Consider the following 18,463-nt stretch of genomic DNA (forward strand, 5'->3'; position numbering starts at 1 on the left):
CAGCCATCCCGCCCCTGGTCGTCGCCAGTGGCCCGTTCTCTACCCTGAAACCGACCGAGTCTGCGGTGCCATCTCGATAGCGGCACAGCGCCCTTTCGTCCGCACTTTTTGCACCAGTCGCGCTCTGTTGATGAACACATCGATCTCACAACTGCCCGAGTGCTGCACGTCTTCCCAGTACTCTGCATGCACAAGTTGCCCGTTCTGCGGCCCCGTGTAAGTACCCGCGGCTTCACGCGTGACATAACTGCTGTCGCGTACATACCTGAGCACTACCAAATCCTCATCCGGCACCACCATGACCCGCCTTGGCACACCGAAGAAGTCGATCAACTCGCCCACCGGGCGATCTTTCCAGGCACTGCTGGCTGCCAGTGATGCGCAACCGCTGAGCAAGGTGGCCAACAGGGCCAGCATGAGTAATCGATTCATAAGCTCTTCTCCCTGGAGGCCGCTTTACTTGGCAGACATCTGTGCGAATCCTTCATCTATCTGCTGCATGATGGCCGCCTTGGCGGTCTCGCGGTTCAGTATCTGGAACAGCTGCGGCCCGGCCTTGCTCATTTGCGATGCAGACATTACCCCCAAGCGCTCCATCTTCTTGGCCTGGCGTTCAGCCGGCTTGCATACGAAGTCACGGCTTTGCGCCAACCAGGTGTCAGGCTTGCTCTGCCATTGGTCGGAATACTTTACGTTGCGAAGTTCATTGAACAGGCTGCGAACTTCCTGCGCGCCGGTGATGCGCACGCGGTTCTTCGCACAATCGACTTCGACATCCCAGGCGGTGAAGGTGGGCTTACCGGGCTCTTCGTAATGTTGATAGACGCCCAATGATTTCGCGCCACCTGGGCGGCTGTAGATGTTATTGGGGTCGCCGTCGGCGATGAACACCTGGTGCTTGCCCAGGCCACCTTGGTAGTGAACCACCCAGAAATCGCCCATCTGCACATCGCCCGCCTGGGCAGCCAGGGCACTGCATAGTAATGCGGCAGGCAAAAGCTGCTTGGTAAAAGCCATCATGGGCCATCCCTTTGCCATTATCGTTTAAGGCAATAGCTTCACACCCCGAACATAAGGCAAAGGGCTATCTAGTACATTCGTCCTAGGCCCTGTACCAGAAACCGAGAAGACCATCGGCAGCCCAGTTTTGCTGAGCCCCTAATCCCCTAAGGAAAGGAATGCTGTGATGGCAAAGCGTTAAGCCTAGTAGGTGGCTGCCGATTTCTTTGTCGACAGCCATGGATGGGAGCCCGCTTCAGTGACCGCCGGATTGATCACCCAAGTGCTGTGCCTTGAGCTTGATCGCAATGCCTGGCCCACCGGACAAACTCGCCAGGCGATTACTAACGACCGGTAAACAATCGAGAGGCCAGTCCAACCACCACTCCCAGGACCGTCAAGAGTACGTCGGCAACAAACTTGGCCGGGTAACTGGGTGCATAAATACGATCGTGACTGTAGTAAGTGGCACCCGTATGGAATACCGAGTGATAGCCGTTAGGGAAGAACGCGATAAGACAAAGAACGACAAGCAGTCCTAAGGTCCAGCCGCCCTCCGCTTCATAGGATTGACTGCGAAACCACAACCCGATCATCGTCAGGATCGCCGCAAGAACGGGAGTCCAATATTGGGTCGTCAGCGCATCGTAAAGCTCAAGCAAGAACATGAATCGATGAATCCTTTCAAAATGACCAGGCATTGTCACACCAGATACTACTCACGACAAAACCTGTTGCTCCGCTTTATCCAGATAGCCCTCCAGGCTATCGCACACCACCTGACCAAGAACCAACCTCGCAGGGATTGCCGCTCAATAGCTGGAGCTTCGGGCCTGGGTCAGCCTGGCTTGCCTTGCCGCCCCCTGTACACCAGGCTCGGTGCCTGGCCAGGCACATCATCCAACTGGGCAAAGAGCTGCATGCCAATTTTCTCCAGCACCCGGATGGACGCCGCATGATCCGGCCGGACCAGCCCGAAGACCTCAGGCAAACCAAGCTGCACAAATGCATGCTGCAAGGCATCTTGGCCTAACTGGGTGGCATAGCCCTTGCCCCACGCTTCAACGGCGAAGCGATAACCGAGGTTGACGCGCTGTTCAGCCAGATAGTGGTAATGGGCAATCCCGCCAAAACCCAGGATCTGCTCGGGGGCATCGCTACTGGAAATCGCCCAGGTGCCGTATTGGTACCTGACCCAGTGTTCGATCCAGCGCTCCAGCAACCGCTCGGCCTCGCCAAGATCGGCCATTGGCCCGGCCGGATTGAAAAGCTGGGTTCGAGGGTCGCCGTAGATACACAAGAGCCGTTGCGCATCACCCGGCTGTGGTACCCGATAAACCAGGCGTGAAGTATTACCCGTCATGCTCAGCGCTCTTCTCGTCCGATGTTCAACCAACTACTTGCTCGATCCTTGCGCAAAGCAATTCTTTGACTCGAGCACGGTGCGAGTGGAGCAGGCTTGCCAGCCAAGCCTCCTGCACCTGTTCCGACTCGTCGAGCCAGTGGTCCAGTTCACGCATCCTCGAGCTATCCATCCAATGGCGCATGCCAAAGCAATACCAACCCATGAAGAGCTCGCCACCCAACTGCGCAAGGCCTTGGCACATCGCCTCCTGGCGCAACAGCGGTGTCGCTTCGAAATATGTCCAGGCACCTGACCGAACGGACTGGGCCAACCAGGTCAAGGCCTCCACATACACAAACAAGGGCATGGGCAGCCCCAGGGCTGGCTCACCGGGTAAGGGGGCAGCCGCTTCGATATGGGCTCCCAGGGTGGCCATGGCGTCGTAGCGTCGAGCGTCGATCAACTTCTCGACATAGGCCTCGCCATAAACTGCTTTCACCGGATCGCTCCCAAGGACAATGCTGCAGCCATTATCCTCGAACACGCCCTTGATACGAAAACCGCTTTTCACACTTGAGCAGTCAAGCGCGCTGTCCCTGACAAGCCTATCGGCAGAATGAAAACACCAGGGCGCCACTGCCACCTTGGCGACTCAGCAGCCCAGTTGATCGGCCAAGTCCAGGAAGTCCCGAGCATTGATATCGAACCGCTCATCGAACGCGGTATCGACATCGCCCCCCGGCCCGAACTCCAGCGGCCTGGCCACGAACGCGGTTTTCATGCCCAGGGCCCCCGCAGCCAGCAGATCGTACTTGTGACAGGCAACCATCATGGCATCGCCAGCAGCCACGCCCAGATAGCGCAGCGCCATGTCATAAGTCCGTGGATCGGGCTTGAAGGTCCCGACCATCTCGGCAGCGAAAATAGCGTCCCAGGGCAATGCCCCGGCCTTTGAAATATTGACCACCGCACTGACGTCGGCGTTTGACAGGGTCGCCAGCTTGAAGCGGGCCTTGAGTCGATGCAGGCCCTGGACGGCATCGGGCCAGGGAGCGATCATCTGCCAGGCGAAGTTGATGCGCTCGCGCTCCTCGGGGCCGAGGAATCCAGCGTCGTATGCCTCGATGACCTCATCGAGGGCGCTGCGATAGAGGCGATCCACGGACGTCCATGGCCGCCTGCCGCAAAGAATGTCATCGAGGGCCGGGCGATACTTGCCTCGCCAGGCATCGACAAAACGGCCCCAGTCGACGCTGGGAGCCCGGGCACCCGCAATGGCTGCCGCCTGTTGCGCGATGCTCGAACGAAAATCGGTGACGGTCCCCTGGACATCGAAAACCAATGCTTGAAGCGTCTTCATTGCCTGTTCTCCGTAACGTCGGGGCGCCAGGATCCAGCCATGTATCGACAAACCCGCATGTTGCACGTTGAGGCCTTGCCCACCCGGCCCTCACAACCTTCTTGCCCAAGTGCAGGCCCGACATCCGCCGGGCCCGCCAGGCAAGCTATCTCAAGGGCATTCGCAAGTGGTCGGGCCAAACACCGGACCGCTGCATGGATCCTTGGATGGCCCGAACACCGGGCAAGATGCCTGGGCCGTCAGGGAAAAACCACACAGTAGCAATACCGCCAACATCACCTTCTTCATGTTCAACCTCCTGGTCAGTCACCGAAAATCCATATCCCCTGTCGGGACACAGGTTAGTTATTGGGGCACTCGCAAACCGTCGGGGTCGGTCCTAGCACCGGCTTCGTGCAGGGATCGTCCCAGGGGCCCAGTACTGCGCAGTCTGCCTGAGCCGTCAACGAGAACATCCAGAACAGCAGCGAAGCCGCCAGCATCTTCTTTTTCAACATGACCTCCTTGGTCGATATATCGATAACGATCCGCGTCCTTTTCTGTAGCCTGACCTTCATCTACAAGGGGCTGGACACTTCTACCCCTCGCCCGGCGTGAACCAGCCACGACCGGCACTACGCCGAGCCCGACACAGCAAAGACCAGGCTCGCCGAACGCGCCAGTGCGACATACTGTCGCGCCAACCGCCCAGGCAGCAGTCCCCTCCCCCAAAGGCCCACCTGTTCTGCGGGCAAAAGAAAACCGGCGATCGCTCGCCGGTTTTCTCTGGACTTGCAACAGGCAGGACTGCAAGCATCGCTGCCCGCCCCGCCACCCCATCAATGGGGTGCGTGCAGGGTCAGGCGCATCTGCCGGTTCACATCCTTGTACAACAGGTAGCGGAAGCGACCCGGGCCACCGGAGTAGCAGGCCTGCGGGCAGAAGGCACGCAGCCACATGAAGTCGCCGGCCTCGACCTCGACCCAGTCCTGGTTCAGGCGATACACCGCCTTGCCTTCCAGCACATAGAGGCCGTGTTCCATGACGTGGGTCTCGGCGAACGGAATCACGCCACCCGGCTCGAAGTTGACGATGTTGACGTGCATGTCATGGCGCATGTCGCTCATGTCGACGAAGCGCGTGGTACTCCAGCGGCCCTCGGTATCGGGCATCACCCGCGGCTCGATGTCCTGTTCGTTGGTGACGAACGCCTCCGGATACGGCACACCGTCGACCTTCTGGTAGTGCTTGCGGATCCAGTGGAAGCGCGCCTCGGTACCACTGGTGTTACGCAGCTTCCAGTCGGCGGCCGGCGGAATGAAGGCATAGCCACCCGGCGTGAGTACATGTTCCTGGCCTTGCAGGGTCAGCTTCACTTCACCTTCGACGACGAACAGCACCGCTTCGGCATTGGGGTCCTGCTCGGGCTTGTCGCTACCGCCATTGGGGCCGACTTCGACGATGTACTGGGAGAAGGTTTCAGCGAAACCCGACAGCGGGCGAGCGATGACCCACATGCGCATGTTGTCCCAGTGGGGCAGATGGCTGGTGACGATATCGCGCATCACGCCCTTGGGGATCACCGCGTAGGCTTCGGTGAACATCGCCCGGTCGGTGAGCAGCTCGGTCTGGGCCGGATGCCCGCCATGCGGCGCGTAGTAGGTGGATTTGGACATGGAGACTCTCCTCGTTGTTGTTTTGCTGCCCCGCGCATCAAGGGTGCCGGGGTGGACAAAGCATCGGGTCGGCGTACCAGAGGCACGGACCGCCATGGCAACCACGATATCCAGCGGCGCACTCATGCACAAATTAAATACAAAAATGCATGACATTCATTTATCAAATGCCAAGCCACCTCAGCCACGGGTGTCCTGGGCCAGTACACGGCACAGTACCCGCGCCAACGCCTTGACCATCGGGTCCGCCGCCGGGCGGTGCAGCAACGCCACCTCGAAGACATCCACTGCGGGCAGCCCGGTGGCCTTGGGCAACATGGCATGTTCGGCCGTCACCGCCCGCAGCGGCAACAGGCCGATGCCCATGCCATCGGCAATGGCCGACTGCAGGCCACTGAGGCTGGAACTGGTGAAACTGATGTGCCAGCGCCGACCGATGGCCTCCAGGGCATTGATCATTTCATCGCGGTACACCCCTCGTGGCGGAAAGGTCACGATAGGCAATGGGTCAAGGTCGATGCAGGGATTCCTGGCGCTGTCCACCCAACGGGTCTTCTCCGGCCAGCAAGCCAGCGCCTCACGGCTGTTCTGGCGTTGCTTGAGCAACACCAGGTCCAGTTCGCCACGGTCATAGCTGGCGCTCAAGTCGCGGCTCATGCCGCTGGTGACCTCCAGCTTTACCTGGGGATAGCGTCGATTGAAGGCGGCCAACTGCTCGGTAGTGCGGCCTGCGGCGAAGTCATCCGGCACGCCAATGCGTACCGTCAAGGCCACCGAGGCCCCGGACAATGCTTCGAGCATCTCGTCGTTCAGTGCCAGCAAGCGCCGGGCATAACCCAGCAGCGTCTCGCCCGCCTCGGTAGGCAACACATCGCGATTACCACGCTCGAGCAGGCGATGCCCGGCCATCTCCTCCAGGCGGCGGATCTTCTGGCTGATGGTGGACTGGGTGGAGTGCAGGCGAGTCGCCGCCGTGGTGAAGCTACCGCAATCGGCCACCGTGACAATGGCTCGCAGCAGATCCAGGTCGAACAGGCGGCTATTGGATTTCTCAATGTCGCTCATGGGCTCATCTGTTTTCTGAATGCATGGTCCCTTTCTACCGGTTCCCGCACCCGGAAACAAACAATCCAGCACCTGGCGAGCCTCGGCTGACTATCGCAAAATCTACACATGTATCAAGATGTGACGGCGCTGGACGAAGCGCCTCCATTCGATCCCCGGCCCAGACCTGGAGTGGCTGAAAATGAAGTTGAACTGCATCAGAGTTCTATTGATCGGCGCCGCCTTGCTGCTCAGCGCCTGCTCCGGCGCCACGTCCCATTCCTGTTATTCGGACAACTGCCGGCTCGGCGGCGGCATAAGCAAACTCAACGTCAATGGCAACGCAGCCCTGGGCAACAGCTTCAACCAATACGGCGCCAGCCTGCTGCACGACTGAAATGGCCGGGCCTTGGCCTACCGGCCAGGGCCCGTTCCCTGTTGCCCGCGCACCGGCATGCCCCTCACCAGCTGCCCGAGGCCCCGCCGCCGCCACTGGAACCGCCTCCCCCGGAAAAGCCCCCTCCCGAGCCGGATGCCCCGCTGCTGCTACCAGAACTGCTGCTCCAACGAACGTTCATCCCGTTGATGAACAGCATGACACCCAAGAAGTAAGCGAACGGCAGCGCCTTCCACCAGTGTTCCATCGCCTCCCAGGCGCCAACCGTCGAACCCAGCAGGAACGTCAGTAGCAGGAGCAGCGCCAGGCGCCAGGCAAAGCCCCTGGGGCTGTTTTTCCAGCGGGCGGACATCATGACGTAGAGCAGCCAGTGCAGGCCGATCGCCAGCAGCACAGCGGCAGGAACGAGCAGGCCATAGAGGAAGGTCGAACTGCCCAGGTACTGGCTGACGAAGGTAAGCAACGCGATGTACAGCAGCAGGCCCAGTACGCAATAGAACACCTGGCGGGACTGCCATAGTCCGGCAAAGGTTGCCCCGCCCACCAACATGCACAGCGGCACCACCAGCAACTGCACCAGCCATTCATCGCCTCCGGTCAGGGCCACCAGCAACGCCACCAGCAGCACCAGCGCCCCCAATACCCGCCGCCAGGCCCAGCCAGCGGCCAGCATCACCCCGGCCACCGAGCCACAAACGAATGCCAGCAGCAACCCGTAGGCTTGCAGGGGAATGGCCAAGGACTCAGGCGTGGGCAACTCGGCCTGATCCAACGGCACGCTGCCACCGTCCACCAGCACGATCAGGTCATCCAGGGCACGGTCGATCCCTGCGGCAAAATCCCCCTGGGCGAAGGCCGGGACCAGATCACGGGCAATGATCTGCCCGGCCAGCAGGTCAGTGACCAGCCCCTCCAGGCCGTAACCGACCTCGATGCGCACCTTGCGATCCTGCTTTGCCACCAGCAGCAAGATGCCGTCATCGGTTCCCTTGCGCCCCAGCTTCCAGGCGCGAAACAGCTGGTTGCTCAGGGCTTCGATACTCTGCTGGCCCAGGCGGGGCACCAGCATCAAGGCAATCTGTGCACCGCGGCGCTGCTCCAGGGCCGCGAGCTTGTGCTCCATGCGCTCCTGGGTGGCCGTATCGAGGGTGGCGGTCAGGTCGATGACCCGGCGATCCAGGGCCACCTTCGTCCACTGCGGAGCGCTCGGTTCGGCGGATGTCGCCAGCGGCCACAGCCCCAGCAGCAACACCAGCCAGAAGATTCGTCCTGGTTGCCGCGATACCCTGATCATCCTTCCATTACCTGCATCCTCTGTCCTGAAGGTGCGGACTGTAACACTCCACGGCAGGCGAACTCTGGGCCAGTCGCCTCTTGCGCGGCCGTCGCCGGCCTTGCGAAGCTATCGCCCGCCTGATGACAACAAGGAACGGCCATGAACCGTATCGAGCACCTGGGCCTGCTGGCCCGCTATAACCAGTGGATGAATGCCAAGCTGTACCAGGCCGCCATGCAGTTGCCCGACGAGCAGATCGCCCTGGACCGGCAAGCCTTCTTCGGTTCGATCCTCGGAACCCTCAACCACCTGCTGGCCGGCGATACCATCTGGCTCAAGCGCTTTACCCAGCACCCCGCCCATCATCCGACCCTGGCGCCGTTGCAGCAGGTGGCGACTCCGCAAGACCTCAGGAGCCTGCTATACCCCGAGATCCGCTCGCTGTGGCAACAGCGCCAGTGGCTGGACCAGCTGATCCTGGACTTTACCCACGCCCTGACCGACAGCGACCTGGACACCGTCCTGCACTACAGCAACACCCAGGGTATCGCTGCCGAGCGCAGCTTCTACGCCCTGCTGGTGCATTTCTTCAACCACCAGACCCACCATCGCGGCCAGGCCACGACCCTGCTGTTCCAGGCCGGGGTGGACGTGGGAGGCACCGACCTGCTGGCCCTGATCCCCTCGACGCTCTGATCAGGCCTCGGACCAGCGCTGGCGCAGCAACGGCAACCCGCGCTCACGCCAGAACGACGGGGAAATCCCACCGCTGGACATGCCGCCGTGGGCAAAGGACTCGACGAAAAAATGCCCCTGGGTATCAAGAGGCCTGCTGGTCAGTTGTTCGAATGCCTCGGCAAGCACGGCATCCAGTTGCTGCTGGCTGCCCGGCCAGGGCGTTGCGGCCAACTGCGCGGCCATCGCTCGCCACAGGTAAGGATCGCCTCGCAACCCCCAGGACACAGGCTGCGGCTCGAACAACTGATCGATGGTACGAACATCCCTCATGCACGACTCCAGGTGGCACGTGATTATTTATCCGCGCCCAATCTAGCCTGCACAGCGGCCTTCTGCGAACATGCGCGCGCAAAATCCCCCTGCTAAGGAATGGCACCATCAGAACCCTCCGTGTCGTAATCGCACTCTGCCTGCTCAGCCTGGTGGGCTGCGGAACCCTGATTGCCCGCACGCCCAACTCACACAGCCACTACGACTACTACAAAGGCACCCAGGCCAATGTCGAGCTGCTAACCATGCGCGGCGCCACGGGCTATTCCGGCTACACCACGGTGTTCTGCTGGATGAGCATCGTCTGCCCGGTAGTAGCCATCGTCAGCCTGCCAGTGGATGTAGTCGCCGACACCGCGCTGCTGCCCTACGACGCCATCAACGACTGACCCTCTCCCGGCATCACGCCCGGGCACTGAATGGAATCCCGATCATCCGAATCCTCAACACCCTGTTGCTGCTCCACACCCTACTGCTGGCCGGCTGCGGTACCTACATGGCCCGTGGCGGCGCGCTGGATTGGCGCGATGACCGCTACTACCGCAGCACCCAGACCAGCGCCCAGGTCCTCACCGGCTACGACCTGGAAGGCTACGGCCGGATGATCACCGGCGGCTGCTGGGCCATGGTGGTGTGCCCCATCGCAATCATCGTGACCCTGCCGGCCGACGCCTTGCTCGACACCGTATTGCTGCCCTATGACGCCATGCAGCCGGAACGCCCCAAGCGCAACCTGAATGCCAAGAAACAGCCACCCATGCCTGAAGACGCACCTGCAGCAACCACCAACTACCAGGGCAGCCCATCACTGACCGAGCCCCATCCATGAGCACCGGCATCATCGCTAAAACAGCCGGGATCCTGTGCTTGTCACTGTGCCTGTCCGGCTGCGGCACCACCCTGGCACGGGTGAACCGCAACTATGTCAGTGACTTCTCGATCTTCAAGGGCACCCAGGAGACCCTGCGCCTACTCGGACTCATCGAACCGACCAACGAATTTCATAGGCGCTTGTACTCCAAGTGCTCGAAGATAGTGATCTGCCAGGTCAGCGCAGTCATGGTCTCGTTGCCCTTCGATGGCTTCGTGGACCTGCTGTTCTTGCCCTATGACCTGTGGCGGCGCTACGCCTGATCCGACGTGCACGACTCCTGGGCCATCCGCGATACCTGGCAACGCTGCCCCAGGCGATCCACATGGGGGCGGCCGAACAGATAGCCCTGCCCCCACTCGCCACCACAATCGCTGGCCAACTCCTGGTCGGCGATGCTTTCCAGGCCCTCGACGATCACGCAGGGCGCCAGGGTCTTGCACAACTGCACCAGGTGACCAAGGGTCTGGGCGCTGTTGGCCTCGCCACGGGCGCGCTGGATATAGCCCTTATCGATCTTGACGATGTCGGGCCGGGTCTGGCGGATGAACTCCAGGGTGCCCACGCCTGCACCGAAATCGTCGATGGCCACCCGGCAACCCAATCCACGCAGGCAGCGGACAAACTCGCTGGCGGCCTCGATACTCGGCGGAGCGGCACTTTCGGTGATCTCGATGACCAACCGGGCCGCCACCGAAGGTGCCTCGCGCAATGCCTCGATGATCTCGAGCCAAAAGGAATCGATGACCGCGCTACGGGCCGAGATGTTGCAACCCAGGCGCAGGCGGTCATCCCGGTGCAGGCAGGCGATCACGCAGAGCACCACGTTGCGGTCCAGCTCGCGTATCAGCGCCTGCTTCTCCAGGTGGGCCAGGGGATAGGTATCGCCACCCTGGGCATCGATACGCCGCAGCAGCCCCTCGTGGTACAGCACCCGACTGCTGTCCGCCAGCCATACCACCGGCTGGAACGCCAGCATCAAGCGGCCATCGGCCAGCTCTCGATAAAAGTCTTTGATGCTCTGCATGTCTGATCCCTAGGCAAGACAACGGCACTCCCCGGCAAGCCTTGCGCTAAAGCCAGCGCGGCGATCCCCGGGGGCCCCTGCCCGACCATGATCGACCCTCCCTCGGTCCGTGAGGAAGTGTTCCCGGACACCTTTCGCTTGTCCTCGGGAACCTGCCCCGCTGCTTAATCGTCTGCGATCTTTTGTTTATTGCAATCATGCCCAAGGCCGCACCGGCATCGTTTAGCCACCAGTCCAGGAAGACCTATGCACAGAATGACCAGCGCCAGCTTTCGGGTGCTCGCCGATGTCATGAGAGAGGGCGGCGCCAACGTTGACGCCCTGCTCAAGCAATTCGGCAGCAGCATCCAGGACGTTGATGAAAATCCCAAGGGCGTCAGGCTGGAACTGGTCTATCAGGTGATGAAAGAGGCCACCCGCAGCACAGGGAACCCTGACCTGGGCCTGCTGGCCTACAACAAGGCCCATCCGGCCAACCTCAAGGCATTGGGCTACGCGGTGATGTCCTGTGCGACCCTGGGGACGGCGCTGCAGCGCCTGGTGGACTACCACGCACTGATCAGCAACGGCTTTTGCATGTGCCTGGAGCGCAAGCCCCATGCCCTGACGCTGATCGGCTTCGACATCACCGCCGAGCCCTCGCTGATCCCCCGGGCAGTGGTCGATGCCGGCGCCGCCCAGACCCTGGGCCTGCTGCACTGGCTACTGCCCCAGCAAAAACTCCAGCCCCTGGCTGCAGCCTTCACCTACCCGGAACCGGTGGACACCCGGGCCTTGCGGCACTTGCTGGGAGACAACCTGCAGTTCTGCGCGCCACACAACAGCCTGACCTTCAGCAGCCAGGACTGTGCGATCGCGCTGCCCAGCGCCGACCCGGCCCTGGATGTACTGCACATGGAGTACGCCCGCACTCGGCTCAACGTACTGCTCAGTGGTTCGATGACCGCCCGGGTCCGCCGGGCCTTGTCCGAATGCCTGGCCAGGGGGGCCCCCAGCGACCTGCCACACATCGCCGAGATGGTCGGGGTCAGCACCCGCAGCCTGCAACGGCGCCTGGGCCATGAAGACGTGCACTTCTCGGCGTTGCAGGACGAAGCCCGGCTGATGCTCGCCCACAGCTTCTTGCGCAACTCCATGCGCAGCGTGAAGTACATCGGTGCACTGTTGGGGTTTCGCGACCAGAGCAGCTTTCACAAGGCCTGCATGCGTTGGTTCGGCATGACCCCGGGGCGCTATCGCGAGCAATAGCCAACGCCAGGCACGGGCCTGGCGCAGATGCAACGACAGTGGATCAGTGACGAGCTTGCAGTACTGGCTGCACTTGCGGCATTGCCGAGGAATGGTGATTGAGGATCTTCCATTGCCCATCCAGGCGCTCATAGAGAAAGGTATAGCGAGCCTGGACCTGTTGCTGCCGGCCATCGGCCGCGGTCAGGGTAAAGGTGTAGACGCCGCTGTCCATTGCCGCATCCGGCCCCAGGTGGCGGATCTGCCGATAGTTGACCAGCCCTACAGGCTTGGACACCAGGAAGTGCTCGAAATAGTCCTGTATCTGCTCAGGGGTGCTGCGCACCAGGTTGGAAACGGTGGGCTGCAATACCGCGTCAGGGGCATACAGGCTGACCACGGCTTGCGCCTTGCCACTTTGCAAGGCGCTGTTCCAGCGCTCGAACAGGCCGGCGATTTCCTGGTCCCGGGCATCCCGCGGTTGCTCGGCCACGGTGCGGTAGACGTAGGGAGTGGCCTCCAGGGCCAGGGCCAGCGGCGCAGCGAGGAACAAGCACAGGGCCAGGGCAGTGGTTTTCAGTTTCATCGAGTGACTCCGGTGGGTTTCAATGCCCTGCACTGTGCCAAGGACCGCCCGGCTCGCCATCGGCCAACTGGAAACCTCGGCCTATGCCATTCGGCAGATAGGCGCAGCGCCAGCCAGCAGGTCTAATGCCCTGCCTCCCCCGATCGTACCGCTGCCCCGGAGCCCGCCCATGTCCAGCCCGTCCCTCGACCCCGCCAGCGCCCTGGCCCTGCGTAGCCAGTACCGACAGGCGCAGAGCCGCGCCGCACGCCTGCGCCTGTTGGTGGATACCGGCCATGAGCTGCTGCAACTGCCGCCTGCGCAGGTACGCCAGCGAGTGCTGCAGCGAGCCTGCGCCTTCGCCGCCATGGACCATGGCCTGTTGCTGGAATGGGGCACCGATGGCGTGGTGCAGTTGAGTGCCGGGCACGGCAGCAACGAGCACCTGCAAACCTTGCATGCCCAGGCAGGCTCGCCCCTGCAGGAACAGCCATGGCCGGCCAGCCAGGACCCAAGCCTGGTCCGGGTGCCCCTGCAGGGTGCCGACGGGCGGGTCTTCGGCATCCTGCTCCTGGCCAACAGCGTGCCCATCAGCCCGGTGCACAACGAAGACCTGGAATCCCTGCAGCTGTTGGCCACGCTGCTGGCCACGCACCTGGAAAACCAGCGGCTGCTACAGGCCCTGCAAGCTCGTGAGCGCAGCATGTCGGAGCTGGTGCAGCGCCTGTTCAGCGCCCAGGAGGACGAGCGCCGGCGCGTGGCCTACGACTTGCACGACGGCCTGGCGCAAACCCTGGCCGGTCTGCATCAGCGCCTGCAAGGGTTCGCCGGATGCTGTCCGCCGCTGCCAACGCCATTGCACGACCAATTGCAAGCCATCCTGCAGCTGGCCCAGGGCTGCGTAGGCGAAGGCCGGCAGTTGATCGGCGGCTTGCGTCCCCACGTGCTCGACGACTTCGGCCTGCTGCGAGCCATCGATCGCGAGGCCGATCGCCTGCGCGACGCCGGGCTTGCCGTGCACTGGCAACAACGCTGCCCGCAACGCTTGCCAGGCGCTCTGGAAACAGCCCTGTTCCGTATCGCCCAGGAAGCCATCAACAACATTCTCAAGCACGCCGGGGCCAGCCACACCGAGCTGAGCCTGGCCCTGGAGCAGGACCAGGTGGTGCTGTGCATCAGCGACAATGGCCGCGGCCTGCCCGATCCCCCTGTCCATGGCCTTGAGCACTGGGGGCAACTGGCGATGCAGGAGCGTGCCCACCTGCTGGGTGGCCATTTCACCTGCGACAGCCAACCCGCAGGTGGCACACGGATCCTGGTGCGCGTTCCCTTGCTGACCCGGGAGCACACGGCATGAACGCCCCCATACGCCTGGTCCTGGCCGATGATCACGAAGTGACCCGTACCGGTTTCGTCGCCCTGCTCGCAGGCAATCCGGAGCTGACAGTGGTCGGCCAGGCCAGCGATGGCGAGCAGGCCCTGGCCCTGTGCGAGCAACTGCGTCCGGACATCGCCATCCTCGACATCCGCATGCCCAGGCTCAATGGCCTGGGCACCGCACGCCTGTTGGGCCAGCGCCAACCGGCGGTCAAGGTGGTGATCTTCACGATGGACGACAGCCCCGACCACCTGGAAGCCGCGATGGCCGCTGGTGCCGTGGGCTACCTGCTCAAGGATGCCAGCCGGGCCGAGGTGATCGACGCACTGCAGCGGGTCGCCCGGGGCGAAGAAGTCCTTAACGGTGGCGTCAGCGCGCGCCTGCTGCGGCGCCTGACCGAACGCGGCGGCCAGGTGTCTGCGGCCCAGGCCCTGACCGCCCGCGAGCGCCAGGTACTGGGCCTGGTGGCGGGCGGCATGAGCAATCGCCAGATCGGCGAAACGCTCGGCATCACCACCGGCACCGCCAAGGCCCACGTCGAACGGGTCATCGGCAAGCTCGGCGCCGCGGATCGTACCCAGGCCGCCGTGCGTGGTATCGCCCTGGGCCTGGTGGCGCAACCGGGAGGTTCCTGGTCATGAATCTCTTCAACGCCAGGCGCTGGGCCGACCTGCCACTACGGGGCAAGGCCCTGGTGGCGATCTCCCTGCCCTTGGTCATCCTGCTGCTATCGCTGGTGTTGATCTACAGCACCGAGCGCCAGACCGCCCGCGCCGAAGAAGACGTGCGCCGGGTGCTGCAAGTGCAGGGCGATATCCAGGCCGTGCATACCCTGCTGGCCGAAGCCGCCGCCAGCGTGCGTGGTTACCTGCTGACCGGTCGCGAAGACTTCCTGCCAGCCTACCTCCAGGCCCGCCCACGGATCGAGGCGGCCCTGCAACGCCTGGATCGGAATGTGCGCGATGAACGCATGCGCGAGTACCTGCAAACCATCACCCCCCTGATCCGTACCAAGCTCGATGGCCTGGCGGCCCTGCGCAATGGCCGTCGCGACGACGACTCGGTGACGGCGATCCTGATCGACAACAAACGGGTGCTGGACGTGCTGCGTGAGCAGATCAGCGCCATGCGCGTGCGCGAAGACGCCCTGCTGGCCGAACGCACCGGGGCCGCTGCGGCGATCCGCATGCGCTTGCTGCTGGCCACCCTGCTCGCCGCCGGTTGCGGGCTGTTCGGCGCCATCGTCGCGGTGCTGTTGCTGTCGCGCGGCATCGTCACCCGGGTGCAGCAGGTCCAGGTCAATGCCCAGCGCCTGGCGCTGGGCCAACCGCTGCTGCCGCAGGCGCCGGAACAGGACGAGATCGGCCAGCTAGGCACACGGTTGGTGCAGGCCGGGCAACTGCTGGCCGAGCGCGAGCGCGCCCTGCGCGACAACGAGGAACGCCTGCGATTGATCATCGATGGCGTCAAGGACTACGGGATCTTCGCCCTGGATACCGCCGGCCGGGTCACCACCTGGAACGTCGGCGCGCAACGGATCAAGGGTTACCGAGAGCAGGAGATCATCGGTCGCCACTTCTCCCTGTTCTACCTGGCCGAAGAATGCCCGCAGCACCCGGACATGGCCCTGCGCGAGGCCACCGCCCATGGCCACTACATGGAAGAGGCCTGGCGCTGTCGCAAGGATGGCAGCCGGTTCTGGGCCAGCGTGGTGATCACCGCGCAGTACGATGCCAGCGGCGCGCTGCGGGGCTTTTCCAAGATCACCCGGGACATCACCGACCGCCGCGCCGCGGAGATCGCCCTGAGCACCGCCCGCGAGGAAGCGGAAAGCGCCAGTCGCGCCAAGAGCGAGTTTCTCTCGCGCATGAGCCATGAATTACGCACGCCGCTGAACGCCATCCTCGGCTTCGCCCAACTGCTGGACATGGACTCCACGGCCGGCCAGCGTCCCCAGGTTGGCCACATCCTGCGGGCCGGCCAACACCTGCTGGGGCTGATCAACGAGGTCCTGGACATCGCCCGGATCGAGGCCGGCCGCCTACCGCTGAATGTCGAGCCCGTGGCCCTGGCCCCGGTACTGCACGAAGCCCTGACCCTGGTCTCGCCCATGGCCGCCGACGCCCATATCCAGCTGGCGCCCCTACCGCCACTGGCGGCAGACAGTGCAGTGATTGCCGACCGCCAGCGGCTGGTGCAGATCCTGCTCAACCTGTTGTCCAACGCCATCAAGTACAACCGCCGGGGCGGCCGGGTCAGTATCGAGGTCAACCACTGCCAGGGACGCCAACGCATCAGTGTGATCGATACCGGCGCCGGCATCGCCAGCGAACACTTGGCGCACCTGTTCAAGCCGTTCGAGCGCCTGGGCGCCGACCCCAGCGTCGAAGGCACCGGCCTGGGCCTGGCCCTGAGCAAGAGCCTGCTGGAAATGATGGATGGCAGCCTCCAGGTATGCAGCCGCATCGGCGAGGGCAGCCGCTTCACCCTGGAGCTGCCCTTCGTGCAACTGGCAGAACCTGCAATCACGCCCTCCCTGGCCAAGCCGCAGCCAAGCCCCCCGCCCTCAAGCGGTGCGTCGCGCCCCCAGGGCAAGGTCTTGTGCATCGAGGACAACCTGCAAAGCCTGGCGCTGATCGAGACACTGTTGCAGCGCCGCCCGGACATCCGCCTGCTGTCGAGCATGCAGGGCCAGATCGGCCTCGACCTGGCCCGCCAGCACAACCCGCAGATGATCCTGCTGGATGTGAACCTGCCGGACCTCTGTGGCCTGCAGGTACTGCAGCGGCTACGGGCCCTGGGCAGCACCGCCACCACCCCGATCCTGATGATCACCGCCGATGCCAGCCAGGCCACCCATCGCGCCCTGCGCGAGGCCGGGGCCACGGCGATCCTGACCAAGCCGATCCATGTCCCGGTGTTCCTCGCGCACCTGGAAACCTGTTTGCCGGAGCCCACATGACTGCCGATATGCGCATCCTGATCATCGACGACCAGCGCCCCAACCTTGACCTGATGGAACAACTGCTGGCCCGCGAAGGGCTGCACAACGTCCTGGGCAGCACCCAGCCGCTGCGCACCCTGGAGCTGTTCAACAGCTTCGAGCCGGACCTGGTGATCCTCGACCTGCACATGCCCGAGTTCGATGGTTTTGCGGTACTGGAGCAACTCAACCGACGGATTCCGGCCAACGACTACCTGCCGATCCTGGTGCTGACCGCCGACGCCACGCGCGAAACCCGCCTGCGGGCCCTGGCCCTGGGCGCGAGGGACTTCATCAGCAAGCCACTCGACGCCCTGGAAACCCTGCTGCGAATCTGGAACCTGCTGGAAACCCGGGCGCTCTACAAGACCCTGCGCACCCTGGTGCCACCGGAGCACATCGAGCTGCTGCGCCCCACGCGAACCTGAGTACGCAGGCCCATGCAGGGATTGCCTGGTGGCAGGGCTCGCCAATGCCTGGCAGCACTATGCCAAGCCCGGAGTCGCCGCCGGCCGGACGCCTAGCCTCCCTCAGGCCGGCTTGGGAATCTCCAGGCCGCGGATCACCGCAGGACGCGCCAGGAAGCGCGCCAACACCCGCTGCACGTTGGGGAAGTTGTCGATCCCCACCAGCTCGCCCGCCTCATAGAAGCCGATCAGGTTGCGAATCCAGGGGAAGGTGGCGATATCGGCGATGGTGTAGCGCTCGCCCATGATCCAGTCACGCCCTTGCAAGTGCTTGTCGAGCACCCCCAGCAGGCGCTTGGCTTCGTTGACATAGCGCTCCAGGGGACGCTTGTCCTCGTATTCCTTGCCGGCGAATTTATTGAAGAAACCCACCTGGCCGAACATCGGCCCGATGCCGCCCATCTGGAACATCAGCCACTGGATGGTTTCATAGCGGGCCGCCGACTCCTGGGCCAGCAGTTGCCCACTCTTGTCGGCCAGGTAGATCAGGATCGCCCCGGACTCGAACAACGCCAGCGGCTGCTCGCCCGGGCCATGGGGATCGAGGATCGCCGGGATCTTGTTGTTGGGGCTGACACTGAGGAACTCGGGTGTCATCTGGTCCTGGGTGTCGAAGCTGACCCGGTGCGCCTCATAAGGCAGGCCGATCTCCTCGAGCATGATCGAGACCTTGACTCCGTTGGGGGTGGGCAGGGAGTACAACTGGATCCAGTCGGGAAATTGCGCAGGCCATTTCTGGGTGACGGCAAAAGCGGAAAGATCGGTCATGACAGGCTTCCAGTGAAGGTCAGGGAGGGCTGCGCCACGCGCGGCGACGGTCGGGGATTATCCGCCGTGCATTCTATCGTCGGCAATATGTCG

25 protein-coding genes are annotated in these 18,463 nt (G+C 63.2%); 10 read left to right on the forward strand and 15 right to left on the reverse strand.

The window, feature by feature from the left end; all coding sequences use genetic code 11:
• Positions 1 to 39: 39 nt before the first annotated feature.
• From I9018_RS19660 to I9018_RS19705, 10 genes are all read right to left on the reverse strand, one after another.
• The gene (locus tag I9018_RS19660; protein WP_068578150.1) at positions 40 to 432 is read right to left on the reverse strand and encodes a hypothetical protein; all 393 of its coding nucleotides are present in this window, start codon (positions 430 to 432) and stop codon (positions 40 to 42) included.
• 24 nt (positions 433 to 456) lie between these two features.
• A complete protein-coding gene (locus I9018_RS19665) occupies positions 457 to 1,020 on the reverse strand; it encodes a hypothetical protein (RefSeq protein WP_068578147.1) in 564 nt (187 codons plus the stop codon).
• A gap of 323 nt (positions 1,021 to 1,343) precedes the next feature.
• Positions 1,344 to 1,667: a hypothetical protein gene (locus tag I9018_RS19670; RefSeq protein WP_124348013.1), complete on the reverse strand. Its 324-nt coding sequence runs from the start codon at positions 1,665 to 1,667 to the stop codon at positions 1,344 to 1,346.
• Between the two features lie 170 nt (positions 1,668 to 1,837).
• A complete protein-coding gene (locus tag I9018_RS19675; protein WP_241110176.1) occupies positions 1,838 to 2,362 on the reverse strand; it encodes a GNAT family N-acetyltransferase in 525 nt (174 codons plus the stop codon).
• A gap of 25 nt (positions 2,363 to 2,387) precedes the next feature.
• Entirely contained in the window at positions 2,388 to 2,915 is a 528-nt protein-coding gene (locus I9018_RS19680; RefSeq protein WP_241107289.1) for a hypothetical protein, read from the reverse strand.
• Between the two features lie 81 nt (positions 2,916 to 2,996).
• Positions 2,997 to 3,704 (reverse strand): haloacid dehalogenase type II, encoded by a 708-nt coding sequence (locus tag I9018_RS19685; protein ID WP_241107290.1) that lies wholly within the window; start codon positions 3,702 to 3,704, stop codon positions 2,997 to 2,999.
• 150 nt (positions 3,705 to 3,854) lie between these two features.
• Entirely contained in the window at positions 3,855 to 3,992 is a 138-nt protein-coding gene (locus I9018_RS19690) for a hypothetical protein (RefSeq protein WP_228022219.1), read from the reverse strand.
• A 53-nt stretch (positions 3,993 to 4,045) separates the two neighbouring features.
• A complete protein-coding gene (locus tag I9018_RS19695; protein ID WP_241110177.1) occupies positions 4,046 to 4,198 on the reverse strand; it encodes a hypothetical protein in 153 nt (50 codons plus the stop codon).
• Positions 4,199 to 4,522: 324 nt separating this feature from the next.
• Entirely contained in the window at positions 4,523 to 5,359 is an 837-nt protein-coding gene (locus tag I9018_RS19700) for a bifunctional allantoicase/(S)-ureidoglycine aminohydrolase (RefSeq protein ID WP_068578134.1), read from the reverse strand.
• A gap of 180 nt (positions 5,360 to 5,539) precedes the next feature.
• The gene (locus I9018_RS19705) at positions 5,540 to 6,424 is read right to left on the reverse strand and encodes a LysR family transcriptional regulator (protein ID WP_241107291.1); all 885 of its coding nucleotides are present in this window, start codon (positions 6,422 to 6,424) and stop codon (positions 5,540 to 5,542) included.
• 181 nt (positions 6,425 to 6,605) lie between these two features.
• Here I9018_RS19705 and I9018_RS19710 point away from each other — a divergent pair, with 181 nt between their 5' ends.
• On the forward strand, positions 6,606 to 6,800 hold the full coding sequence (locus I9018_RS19710) for a hypothetical protein (protein WP_241107292.1): 195 nt from the start codon (positions 6,606 to 6,608) through the stop codon (positions 6,798 to 6,800).
• Between the two features lie 64 nt (positions 6,801 to 6,864).
• Here I9018_RS19710 and I9018_RS19715 read toward each other — a convergent pair whose 3' ends face one another.
• Positions 6,865 to 8,094 carry a TPM domain-containing protein gene (locus tag I9018_RS19715; protein ID WP_241107293.1) on the reverse strand — a complete coding sequence of 410 codons (1,230 nt, stop codon included), beginning with the start codon at positions 8,092 to 8,094 and terminating at the stop codon, positions 6,865 to 6,867.
• A gap of 141 nt (positions 8,095 to 8,235) precedes the next feature.
• Here I9018_RS19715 and I9018_RS19720 point away from each other — a divergent pair, with 141 nt between their 5' ends.
• A complete protein-coding gene (locus I9018_RS19720; RefSeq protein WP_241107294.1) occupies positions 8,236 to 8,772 on the forward strand; it encodes a DinB family protein in 537 nt (178 codons plus the stop codon).
• On the opposite strand, the gene I9018_RS19725 is transcribed toward I9018_RS19720, so the two are convergent.
• Positions 8,773 to 9,084: a hypothetical protein gene (locus tag I9018_RS19725; RefSeq protein ID WP_068578160.1), complete on the reverse strand. Its 312-nt coding sequence runs from the start codon at positions 9,082 to 9,084 to the stop codon at positions 8,773 to 8,775. It lies immediately after the preceding gene.
• Between the two features lie 89 nt (positions 9,085 to 9,173).
• On the opposite strand from I9018_RS19725, the gene I9018_RS19730 reads away from it, so the two are divergent.
• The 3 genes from I9018_RS19730 to I9018_RS19740 all read left to right on the forward strand — a co-directional run bounded on the left by I9018_RS19730 (position 9,174) and on the right by I9018_RS19740 (position 10,218).
• On the forward strand, positions 9,174 to 9,473 hold the full coding sequence (locus I9018_RS19730) for a YceK/YidQ family lipoprotein (protein WP_068578162.1): 300 nt from the start codon (positions 9,174 to 9,176) through the stop codon (positions 9,471 to 9,473).
• A 65-nt stretch (positions 9,474 to 9,538) separates the two neighbouring features.
• The gene (locus I9018_RS19735) at positions 9,539 to 9,913 is read left to right on the forward strand and encodes a YceK/YidQ family lipoprotein (RefSeq protein WP_225926509.1); all 375 of its coding nucleotides are present in this window, start codon (positions 9,539 to 9,541) and stop codon (positions 9,911 to 9,913) included.
• Entirely contained in the window at positions 9,910 to 10,218 is a 309-nt protein-coding gene (locus I9018_RS19740) for a YceK/YidQ family lipoprotein (protein WP_068578164.1), read from the forward strand. The genes I9018_RS19735 and I9018_RS19740 overlap by 4 nt, the downstream gene beginning before the upstream one ends.
• Here I9018_RS19740 and I9018_RS19745 read toward each other — a convergent pair.
• Entirely contained in the window at positions 10,209 to 10,982 is a 774-nt protein-coding gene (locus I9018_RS19745; protein WP_124348021.1) for an EAL domain-containing protein, read from the reverse strand. The genes I9018_RS19740 and I9018_RS19745 overlap by 10 nt on opposite strands.
• 246 nt (positions 10,983 to 11,228) lie before the next feature.
• Here I9018_RS19745 and I9018_RS19750 point away from each other — a divergent pair, with 246 nt between their 5' ends.
• Entirely contained in the window at positions 11,229 to 12,230 is a 1,002-nt protein-coding gene (locus I9018_RS19750; protein WP_124348022.1) for an AraC family transcriptional regulator, read from the forward strand.
• Positions 12,231 to 12,273: 43 nt separating this feature from the next.
• Here the strand turns inward: I9018_RS19750 and I9018_RS19755 are convergent, their stop codons facing one another.
• On the reverse strand, positions 12,274 to 12,795 hold the full coding sequence (locus I9018_RS19755) for an SgcJ/EcaC family oxidoreductase (protein WP_124348023.1): 522 nt from the start codon (positions 12,793 to 12,795) through the stop codon (positions 12,274 to 12,276).
• A gap of 169 nt (positions 12,796 to 12,964) precedes the next feature.
• Here I9018_RS19755 and I9018_RS19760 point away from each other — a divergent pair, with 169 nt between their 5' ends.
• The 4 genes from I9018_RS19760 to I9018_RS19775 are packed head-to-tail and all read left to right on the forward strand — an operon-like array spanning position 12,965 to position 17,563.
• Positions 12,965 to 14,131, forward strand: a complete 1,167-nt coding sequence (locus I9018_RS19760; protein WP_241107295.1) for a sensor histidine kinase — start codon at positions 12,965 to 12,967, stop codon at positions 14,129 to 14,131.
• Positions 14,128 to 14,793 carry a response regulator transcription factor gene (locus I9018_RS19765; RefSeq protein WP_241107296.1) on the forward strand — a complete coding sequence of 222 codons (666 nt, stop codon included), beginning with the start codon at positions 14,128 to 14,130 and terminating at the stop codon, positions 14,791 to 14,793. The genes I9018_RS19760 and I9018_RS19765 overlap by 4 nt, the downstream gene beginning before the upstream one ends.
• Complete coding sequence (locus tag I9018_RS19770) at positions 14,790 to 17,114, forward strand: ATP-binding protein (RefSeq protein ID WP_124348024.1); 2,325 nt, start codon at positions 14,790 to 14,792, stop codon at positions 17,112 to 17,114. The genes I9018_RS19765 and I9018_RS19770 overlap by 4 nt, the downstream gene beginning before the upstream one ends.
• A complete protein-coding gene (locus I9018_RS19775; RefSeq protein ID WP_241107297.1) occupies positions 17,111 to 17,563 on the forward strand; it encodes a response regulator in 453 nt (150 codons plus the stop codon). Before I9018_RS19770 ends, I9018_RS19775 begins: the two co-directional genes overlap by 4 nt.
• A gap of 102 nt (positions 17,564 to 17,665) precedes the next feature.
• Here I9018_RS19775 and I9018_RS19780 read toward each other — a convergent pair whose 3' ends face one another.
• On the reverse strand, positions 17,666 to 18,370 hold the full coding sequence (locus I9018_RS19780; protein ID WP_068578180.1) for a glutathione binding-like protein: 705 nt from the start codon (positions 18,368 to 18,370) through the stop codon (positions 17,666 to 17,668).
• Positions 18,371 to 18,463 lie beyond the last annotated feature (93 nt).

It is taken from the genome of Pseudomonas sp. MPFS, assembly GCF_022537035.1.
Lineage (GTDB): Bacteria > Pseudomonadota > Gammaproteobacteria > Pseudomonadales > Pseudomonadaceae > Aquipseudomonas > Aquipseudomonas sessilinigenes.

What these genes read in the sequence shown, in the direction of transcription:
- I9018_RS19670 (WP_124348013.1), bottom strand. Translation starts at nt 1,667, where the DNA reads ATGTTCTTGCTTGAGCTTTACGATGCGCTGACGACCCAATATTGGACT.
- I9018_RS19700 (WP_068578134.1), bottom strand. Translation starts at nt 5,359, where the DNA reads ATGTCCAAATCCACCTACTACGCGCCGCATGGCGGGCATCCGGCCCAG.
- I9018_RS19740 (WP_068578164.1), top strand. Translation starts at nt 9,910, where the DNA reads ATGAGCACCGGCATCATCGCTAAAACAGCCGGGATCCTGTGCTTGTCA.
- I9018_RS19750 (WP_124348022.1), top strand. Translation starts at nt 11,229, where the DNA reads ATGCACAGAATGACCAGCGCCAGCTTTCGGGTGCTCGCCGATGTCATG.
- I9018_RS19715 (WP_241107293.1), bottom strand. Translation starts at nt 8,094, where the DNA reads ATGATCAGGGTATCGCGGCAACCAGGACGAATCTTCTGGCTGGTGTTG.
- I9018_RS19720 (WP_241107294.1), top strand. Translation starts at nt 8,236, where the DNA reads ATGAACCGTATCGAGCACCTGGGCCTGCTGGCCCGCTATAACCAGTGG.
- I9018_RS19665 (WP_068578147.1), bottom strand. Translation starts at nt 1,020, where the DNA reads ATGATGGCTTTTACCAAGCAGCTTTTGCCTGCCGCATTACTATGCAGT.
- I9018_RS19760 (WP_241107295.1), top strand. Translation starts at nt 12,965, where the DNA reads ATGTCCAGCCCGTCCCTCGACCCCGCCAGCGCCCTGGCCCTGCGTAGC.
- I9018_RS19745 (WP_124348021.1), bottom strand. Translation starts at nt 10,982, where the DNA reads ATGCAGAGCATCAAAGACTTTTATCGAGAGCTGGCCGATGGCCGCTTG.
- I9018_RS19660 (WP_068578150.1), bottom strand. Translation starts at nt 432, where the DNA reads ATGAATCGATTACTCATGCTGGCCCTGTTGGCCACCTTGCTCAGCGGT.
- I9018_RS19690 (WP_228022219.1), bottom strand. Translation starts at nt 3,992, where the DNA reads ATGAAGAAGGTGATGTTGGCGGTATTGCTACTGTGTGGTTTTTCCCTG.
- I9018_RS19770 (WP_124348024.1), top strand. Translation starts at nt 14,790, where the DNA reads ATGAATCTCTTCAACGCCAGGCGCTGGGCCGACCTGCCACTACGGGGC.
- I9018_RS19755 (WP_124348023.1), bottom strand. Translation starts at nt 12,795, where the DNA reads ATGAAACTGAAAACCACTGCCCTGGCCCTGTGCTTGTTCCTCGCTGCG.
- I9018_RS19725 (WP_068578160.1), bottom strand. Translation starts at nt 9,084, where the DNA reads ATGAGGGATGTTCGTACCATCGATCAGTTGTTCGAGCCGCAGCCTGTG.
- I9018_RS19675 (WP_241110176.1), bottom strand. Translation starts at nt 2,362, where the DNA reads ATGACGGGTAATACTTCACGCCTGGTTTATCGGGTACCACAGCCGGGT.
- I9018_RS19780 (WP_068578180.1), bottom strand. Translation starts at nt 18,370, where the DNA reads ATGACCGATCTTTCCGCTTTTGCCGTCACCCAGAAATGGCCTGCGCAA.
- I9018_RS19710 (WP_241107292.1), top strand. Translation starts at nt 6,606, where the DNA reads ATGAAGTTGAACTGCATCAGAGTTCTATTGATCGGCGCCGCCTTGCTG.
- I9018_RS19775 (WP_241107297.1), top strand. Translation starts at nt 17,111, where the DNA reads ATGACTGCCGATATGCGCATCCTGATCATCGACGACCAGCGCCCCAAC.
- I9018_RS19705 (WP_241107291.1), bottom strand. Translation starts at nt 6,424, where the DNA reads ATGAGCGACATTGAGAAATCCAATAGCCGCCTGTTCGACCTGGATCTG.
- I9018_RS19765 (WP_241107296.1), top strand. Translation starts at nt 14,128, where the DNA reads ATGAACGCCCCCATACGCCTGGTCCTGGCCGATGATCACGAAGTGACC.
- I9018_RS19685 (WP_241107290.1), bottom strand. Translation starts at nt 3,704, where the DNA reads ATGAAGACGCTTCAAGCATTGGTTTTCGATGTCCAGGGGACCGTCACC.